This is a genomic window from Streptomyces sp. NPDC060205, from assembly GCF_042728395.1.
Lineage (GTDB): Bacteria > Actinomycetota > Actinomycetes > Streptomycetales > Streptomycetaceae > Streptomyces.
This window is the reverse complement of record NZ_JBHWZP010000390.1, coordinates 1-7990: the sequence shown is the minus strand read 5'-3', so window position 1 is coordinate 7990 and position 7990 is coordinate 1. Positions and strand designations below refer to the sequence as shown.

At 72.5% G+C, this 7990-nt stretch carries 5 protein-coding genes; 1 reads left to right on the top strand and 4 read right to left on the bottom strand.

Going from position 1 to position 7990, the window contains the following annotated elements:
- Positions 1-105: 105 nt before the first annotated feature.
- The 4 genes from ACFWGJ_RS38745 to ACFWGJ_RS38730 are packed head-to-tail and all read right to left on the bottom strand — an operon-like array spanning position 106 to position 5355.
- Entirely contained in the window at positions 106-1917 is a 1812-nt protein-coding gene (locus ACFWGJ_RS38745) for a dipeptide ABC transporter ATP-binding protein (protein WP_387333651.1), read from the bottom strand.
- Entirely contained in the window at positions 1917-2816 is a 900-nt protein-coding gene (locus ACFWGJ_RS38740) for an ABC transporter permease (RefSeq protein ID WP_387333650.1), read from the bottom strand. The genes ACFWGJ_RS38745 and ACFWGJ_RS38740 overlap by 1 nt, the downstream gene beginning before the upstream one ends.
- The gene (locus ACFWGJ_RS38735) at positions 2813-3769 is read right to left on the bottom strand and encodes an ABC transporter permease (RefSeq protein WP_387333649.1); all 957 of its coding nucleotides are present in this window, start codon (positions 3767-3769) and stop codon (positions 2813-2815) included. Before ACFWGJ_RS38735 ends, ACFWGJ_RS38740 begins: the two co-directional genes overlap by 4 nt.
- A gap of 2 nt (positions 3770-3771) precedes the next feature.
- Complete coding sequence (locus ACFWGJ_RS38730) at positions 3772-5355, bottom strand: ABC transporter substrate-binding protein (protein WP_387333648.1); 1584 nt, start codon at positions 5353-5355, stop codon at positions 3772-3774.
- Between the two features lie 295 nt (positions 5356-5650).
- Here ACFWGJ_RS38730 and ACFWGJ_RS38725 point away from each other — a divergent pair, with 295 nt between their 5' ends.
- Complete coding sequence (locus tag ACFWGJ_RS38725) at positions 5651-7429, top strand: ABC transporter ATP-binding protein (protein WP_387333647.1); 1779 nt, start codon at positions 5651-5653, stop codon at positions 7427-7429.
- Positions 7430-7990: the final 561 nt, after the last annotated feature.

Sequence of the window (7990 nt, the reverse complement as noted above, 5' to 3'; positions counted from 1 at the left end):
GCAACACTTCAGCCCCTCCGGCGTTTGAGGACAACGGGGGCGAGGGGGCGCAGCCCCCATGCGTGGACGGGAACGGGTAGGGGCGGCGGGGGCGGGGAAAGTCCGTTACCCCACCGCCCGCCACCGCCGCACGCGATGCCCCCCGGTCCCCTCGTCAGGGGAGACCCACAGGTCATCGCCCTCCGCCGCATCCACCCACTCCGGCACCGGCCCCACAACAACCCGCGCCCCCGGATCGGGTTCCAGCACCGCCGCCATCAGCTGCCGCGTGTACGGATGTCCCGGCGAGGAGAAGACCGAGTCCGTCGGCCCCTCCTCCACCACCACCCCCCGCCACAGCACCACCACCCGATCGGCGATCCCCCGTACGACGGCCAGGTCGTGGCTGATGAACAGGCACGCAAGCGACCGCTCGCGCCGCAGATCGTCGAGCAGGCGCAGCACGTCGGCCTGCACGGACACGTCCAGTGCGGTCGTGATCTCGTCCGCGATCAGTACGTCCGGTTCACCCGCCAGGGCGCGCGCGATCCCGATCCGCTGCCGCTGCCCGCCGGAGACCTGCGCGGGCAGCCGTTCGGCGAGGGCGGGGTCGAGGCGGACGTCGGAGATGAGCTGCCGGGCCCGTACCGCGGTCTCCGCGCGCGAGTCCGTCGTGCCGAAGAAGCGCAGGGGCCGCCGCACGGCGTCCCCGACGGACCGGCGCGGGTTGAGGGAGGTGTCGGCGTTCTGGAAGACGAGCTGGACCCGCCGCCGCAGGGCCGACGGCCGCTTCCCGGCAGGCCGGGCGAGGTCACCGGAATCGGAGCCGGAACCGGAACCGGAACCGGAGCTGGAGCTGGAGCCAGTTCCGTAACCGTCGCCGGAGCCGTCACCGGAGCCGTGCGTCATCGTGCCGCCGGACGGCGTCCGCAGCCCCGCCAGCGTCCAGGCGAGCGTGGACTTCCCGCTCCCCGACTCCCCCACCAGCGCGAGGACTTCGCCCCGCCGGACGTCGAAGGAGACACCGTCGACGGCCCGACTGGACCCGTAGTCGATCGTGACGTCCCTCGCGGTCACCGCCACGGGAGCCTCCGCGGGGATGACCGTCCGGGGCCGCACCTCGCGTTCACCCCCCTCGCCCACCCGTGCGAGACCCGCGTCGTCCAGGCGGGGCACGCTCGCCAACAGGCGTCTGGTGTAAGGGTCCTGGGGCATGGCGAAGAGCCGGCCCGTCGCGGCCGCCTCCACGATCCGCCCGGACCGCAGTACCACCACTTCGTCGGCCATGTGCGCGACGACTCCGAGGTCGTGGCTGACCAGGACGGCGGACAGGCCGAGTTCGTCGCGCAGGGTGCCGATCAGGTCGAGGACACCGCGCTGGGTGACGACGTCGAGTCCGGTCGTCGGCTCGTCGAGGACGAGGACCTTGGGGCGGGCCGCGACGGCCATGGCGATGGCGACGCGCTGCTGCTGGCCGCCGGAGAGCTCGTGCGGGTAGCGGCGGGCGAGTTCGGCGGGGCGGGGCAGGCGGACCTGTTCGAGGAGGTCCACCACGGGTACGTCACCGCCGGCCTCCGCGATCTGGTGTCCGATGCGCATGGAGGGGGTCAGGGCGTGGCCGGCGTTCTGTGCGACCATGGCGACCGTGCCGCCGCGAAGTCGCCTCAACTGCCGTGCGGGCAGGGCGAACACGTCGGCGCCTTCGACCCGTACCGAGCCGCCCGTCACCCGCGAGCCGTGGCGCAGATGTCCGAGCAGTGTGGCCGCGACGGTCGACTTGCCGCTGCCCGACTCGCCGACCAGGGCGAGGGTCTGCCCGGGCAGCACCTCCAGGGACACCTCGCTCACCACCGGCACGTCACGGCCGCCCGAACGGTAGGCCACGGACAGCGAGTTCACGGACACCGGCGATGGCACCCGAATTGCGGCGGCGGTCATCAGGACCCCTCCCTGATCCGGTCGACGCCCCATGCCTTGGAGAGGCCGTCGGCCGCGAGGTTGAGCCCGACCACGAGGGTGGCCAGGGCGATGATCGGTGCGAGGCTCGCCATCGGGACGACGGTGATGGCGGTGCGGTTCTCGGCCACCATCAGGCCCCAGTCGGGGGTGGGCGGGTCGGCGCCGAAGCCGAGGAAGGACAGCGACGAGATCAGCAGCACGACCCAGGAGGCCCGCATGGCGAACTCGACGCACACCACGTCGGTGATGTTCGGCAGGATCTCGCGGCGCAGGATCGCCCAGGTGCTCTCGCCGCGGGCCCGCGCGGCGGTCACGTAGTCGGCGGGTGCCACGGCGAGGGCGGCGCCCCGCACGACGCGTACGACCTGGGGCACGTACACGACCGCGATGGCGAGGACGATGACCGAGGGGCCCGTGCCCAGGGCGGTGACGACGACCAGCAGGGCGAGCACCGACGGGATGGAGAGCACCGCGTCGAGGACCCGGCCCAGCACGTCGTCGAACCAGCCGCCCCGCAGGGCCGCGGCGCAGCCGACGACCGTGCCGATCAGGAGGGTGACGAGGGTCGCGGCGACGGAGACACCGATCGCGTACCGGCCGCCGTACAGGACGCGGGCCAGGACGTCACGCCCGTACTGGTCCGTACCCGCCCAGTGGCCGGCGCTGGGGCCGAGCAGCGCCTGGTCGGCGTTGTTGGCGATCGGGTCGTACGAGGTGAGGACCGGTGCGAGCAGGGCGGTCAGGACGTGGACGGCGACGATCGCGAGGCCGACGGCCGCTGCCCGTGAGGAGCGCACGGTGCGCCAGGCGCGGGCCGCCGCGGACGGTGGTGCGGCGGGGACCGCGGGGGCGTCCGCCGGGGTGTCGAGGGTGGTCATCGGGTCCTCCCGCGCGTACGGAGCTTGGGGTTGAGGGCCATGGCGCCGAGGTCGGCGGCCAGGTTGCAGACGACGTACACGACCGCGCTGATCAGGGCGATGGCCTGGATGACGGGCAGGTCCCGGTTCTGGACGGAGGAAAGCATCAGCTTTCCGATGCCGGGGTAGTTGAAGACGTTCTCGACGACGGCGACTCCGCCCGCGAGCCAGGCCACGTTCAGGGCGATGACGTGCAGGGTCGGCAGCAGGGCGCTCGGCAGGGCGTGCCGGGTGACGACCCGCCAGGTCGACAGTCCCTTGAGGCGGGCGGTGGTGACGTACTCGCTCGCCATGACGTCGATGACGGAGGTGCGGGCCATCCGGACGATGTAGGCGGCCATGACGATCGCGAGGGCGAGGGCGGGCAGCCAGACGGCGGGCATGAGCTGGCCGACGGTGGCCTCGGGGCCGTACAGGACGACCGCGGGGAACCACGGGAGGGCGACCGAGAAGCACAGGACGAGCACGGTGGCGACGACGAACTCGGGGACGCTCATCCCGACCAGGCTGACCGTGGAGATGAGGTGGTCGGGCCAGCGGTCGCGGTACAGGCCGGCGAGGATGCCGAGGACGATCGAGCCGGTGACGGCGAACAGGACGGTCACCAGGGCGATGAGCGCGGAGTTGCCGAGGTACGTGCCGACTTCGCCGCCGACCGCCTTGCCGGAGACGAGGGAGAGCCCGAAGTCGCCGTGCACGGCGCCGCCGATCCAGTCGGCGTACCGCTCCCAGGCCGGCTGGTCGAGTTTCAGTTTCTCGCGGAGGGCGGCGACCGCGTCGGGGGTGGCGTCCTTGCCGAGGACCTGGGTGGCCACGTCGCCGGGCAGGGCCTGGACGGCGAGGAAGACGAGGACGGAGGAGAGGACGAGGGTGCCGAGGGCGGCGAGGACGCGGCGGGCGATGAACGAGAGCATGGTCAGGCTCCCTTCAGGCCGATGCCGAGGTAGTCGAACTCGAAGCCGTGCTCGGCGTAGCCGCGTACCTTCCGCGAGATGCCGACGAGCCGGTCGGCGAACATCGGGGTCATCGCCCCGCCCTTCTCGACGACGAAGGTCTGCGCCTCGCCGTACAGTTCGCGCCGCCGCTCGTCGTCGGTCTCCTGCCGGGCCCGGTCCAGCAGCGCGTCGAACCGCTTGTCCGACCAGGCGGTCTCGTTGTAGGAGGAGCCGCCCCGGAAGACCTGCGTGAACAGCTGGTCGACGGGTCTGCCGGTGTACCAGTAGGTGGCCATGAGCGGCTTCTTCATCCAGATCTGCGTGTAGTACGAGTCCACCGAGGCCGTCTTCACCCGCACGCGGATCCCGGCCCGCTTGACCGAGTCCTGGTAGGCGAGGGCCATGGGCGTGAAGACCGGGTCGTACGAGGAGGTGTAGAGGTCGACCGTCAGGCCCTCGTGGCCCGCCTTCTTCAGGAGGTGCCTGGCCTGTTCCGGGTCGTGCTTCGGGTGGGAGCCGATGTGGGCGGGGTCGCTCGGCGGCACCGGGTTGTCCCAGCCGGGCGTGCCCGCGCCCTGGAGGGCCACTTTCACCACGTGCTCGGGGTCGTAGGCCAGTTTCATCGCCTGCCGGACGCGTACGTCGGTGAAGGGCTTCTCGGTGGTGAGCATCGGGAGCACGTACCACTGGGCGTTCTCGACGCGGGCGATCGTCGCGCGGTCGGAGGCGGCGACGACCCGGGCGGTCGCGAAATCCAGGTTGGTCTGCGAGAGGAGGTCCACCTGGCCCGCGAGCAGGGCGTTCGAGCGGGCCGACATGTCGGCGACGGAGTAGAAGTCGATGGCGTCCAGGACCGGGCGGCCCGCCCAGTGGTCCGTGAACGCGGTGATCCGGCCGGGTCCCGCGGGCGCGAAGGACTCCAGCTTGAAGGGGCCCGTGCCGATGCCGGTGCGGCCGATGCCGCGGGCGCTGCCGTCGGGGATGACGTAACAGTTGTAGTGCGTGAGCAGGCTAGGGAATTCCGCGTTGGGAGTCTTCAGCGGTACGACGAGCGTGTGGGCGTCGGGGGTCCGCAGCTTCGCCGGGTCGATGAGCGGGGCGAGGACGGCGGCCTGCGGGGACGCCGTCGCCTTGTCGAGGATGTGGCGCAGGGTGTACGCGGCGTCGGCGGAGGTGAGTGCGCGGCCGTCGTGGAAGGTGACGCCCTCGCGGAGGCGGAAGGTCCAGGTGCGGGCCTTGGCGTCCGGTTCCCAGGACTCGGCCAGGTCGGGGGCGAGTTCGCCGTTCGCGCCGATGCGGACGAGCCGGTTGTAGAGGGCGCCGAGGTATTCGTACGCGGAGAGGGCGCTCGCCGGGTCCAGGGTCTCGGCCTCGGAGGCGGGCGGCCTGGCGATGCGGAGGGTTCCGCCACGGTCGGGGGTGCCCTGCTCGGCCTCCTCGGGCAGGGCGGGGGCGGCCGAGGCGCCCGTGCAGCCGGTGAGCAGCCAGGACGCACCGAGCGACGCGCTGCCCGCGGCTGCCGCGGCAAGGACGGAGCGCCGTCCGGGGTGATGGATGTCGGGCATGGGCCGACCGTCCCTCTCGCTATGCGTTCGCTATTCGTTCAGCGGAACGATTGAGTGAAGTGCGTGAACGATAACCAGCGGGAAGTGGTCCGCCAACCCTCGGAACGCGGAAATTTACGTCGGAAACCGAGCCGTTACGTGGCCCGCGGCGGCCGGGGGAAGTCGGACCCCGGCGGATGACTGATCGCGGCACGGCGGGGTGCGGGTGATCGCCGGGCGGCGGGTGTAGGTGATCGAGGGATGGGGAGAAAGCGCTTGCCCCGTGTTCACCACTCCCTGAGGAGGGACGGCCCGCATGGCCTCGTGGGAGAAACCGCTCGACCACCGCTACCGCGGCGAACACCCGATCCGCACCCTCGTCTACCTGTTCCGGGCGGACCGGTGGAAGCTCGCCGCAGCCTTCGTCGTCTTCACCGTCAAGCACAGTCCGGTCTGGCTGCTGCCCCTGATCACCGCGACCATCATCGACACGGTCGTCCGGCACGGACCCGTCGCCGACCTCTGGGTCAGCGCCGGAGTCATCCTGGCGATCCTGATCGTCAACATGCCGCTGCACCTGCTGTACGTGCGGCTGCTCTACGGCAGCGTGCGCCGCATGGGCACGGCGTTGCGCTCCGCGCTGTGCACGCGCATGCAGCACCTCTCCATCGGCTACCACTCACGCGTCAGCGCGGGCGTCCTCCAGGCGAAGGTCGTCCGTGACGTGGAGACGGTCGAGCAGATGGTCCAGCAGACCGCCGAGACCGGACTCGGCGCGGTCACCGTGCTCACGGGCGGGCTGATCATCATCGCCGTACGCACACCCGAGTTCGTCCCCGTGTTCCTGTGCGTGGTGCCGGTCGCCGCGCTGCTCGTGGCGCGGCTGCGGGGCCGGCTGCGCGTCCACAACGAGGACTTCCGGCACGAGGTCGAGCATCTGTCCTCACGGGTCACGGAGATGACCCGGCTCATCTCCGTCACCCGGGCGCACGGCCTGGAGGGCAAGGCCCTGCGGCGGATGGACGGCACCCTGCACAAGGTCCTGACCTCGGGGCTGCGGCTCGACCTCCTCAACGGCCGTTTCGCCTCGCTCGCCTGGGTGTTCCTGAACATGATCGGGGTCGTCTTCCTCACCGCCGCCGCGCTGGTCGCGTACTACGGCGTGTGGGCCGTCTCCCCCGGTGACGTCGTCATGCTCAGCGCGTTCCTCACCACCCTCACCAACTCCACGACCACGCTGGCCGGGCTGACCCCGGTCATCACCAAGGGCCTGGAGTCCGTACGGTCCGTCGGCGAGGTGCTGCAGGCCCCCGAACTGGAGGACAACGAGGGCAGGGCGCGGCTCGAATCGGTGCGCGGGGCGGTCGAGTTCGAGGGGGTGGGCTACGCGTACGAGGACGCCGACCGGCCCGCCGTACGGGACTTCAGCCTCTGCGTCGCACCGGGCGAGACGATCGCGCTCGTCGGTGCGTCGGGCGCGGGCAAGTCCACGGTGCTCAGTCTCGTCATCGGCTTCATCCGGCCGACCTCGGGCCGGGTGCTGCTCGACGGGGCCGACATGAACACCCTGGACCTGCGGACCTACCGGCGTTTCGTGTCGGTGGTGCCGCAGGAGTCGATCCTGTTCGACGGCACCGTGCGGGAGAACGTCGCGTACGGCATGGACGACGCGGACGCCGACGAGGCGACCGTGCGCGCGGCGCTGCGCGACGCCAACGCCCTGGAGTTCGTGGACCGGCTGCCGCGGGGGCTCGACACGGTGGTGGGCGAGCACGGGGCGCGCCTTTCGGGCGGTCAGCGGCAGCGGCTCGCCATCGCGCGAGCCCTCATCCGCAATCCGCGCGTCCTGATCCTCGACGAGGCGACCTCCGCGCTGGACACACGGTCCGAGGCGCTGGTCCAGCAGGCCCTGGCCCGCCTGGTGCACGGCCGCACGACCTTCGTGGTGGCACACCGCCTGTCGACGATCCGGGGCGCCGACCGGATCGTGGTGATGGGGGACGGCACGGTCCGCGAGATCGGCTCGCACGAGGAACTGATGTCCCGGGCGGGCGCGTACACGGCACTGCACGGGGGCGGGGGCCTGCCGGCCTGAACGGGGGGGGGCGGCCGACCTGAGCTGGGTCGGACGACTCCGCCCCCTCGGCCGGGGCCCACGGGGCCACCCGGGAGCGGGCGTCGGCCGTCGCGCGGCACGAGCCGCACGCGCCGGACGACTGCCGTCGTGGCGGGCATGCGGGAGGCCACCGACGCGCAGGACGCCACCGGACGACGGCCAGCTCGACGCCTCGGCCCGGGCCCACGGAGGCCGCCCGCGGGCCCGGGGGCGGGAGGCGGCCGTCGCGCGGCACGTACCGCACACGCCGGACGGCTGCCGCCGTAGCGGACATGCCGGGCGCCACCGTGCCGGACGCGCCGGACGGCGACCGCCGCGCCGCACGTCCCGGACGGTGGCCTCCTCGCCGCACGTCCCGGACGGCCACCACCGCGTCGCACGTCCCGGACGCGGCCTGCGCGCCGCGCCTGCCGGACGAACGCCTGGCCGGACAGGGCGCAAGCGGCCGTCGCGCCGGGTTGCCGAGAGACTGCCGTCGCGCCGGGCCCGCCGGCCGGAGGCCCGCACGCCGCTCGTCCCGGGCGGCCGTCCGGCACGCCC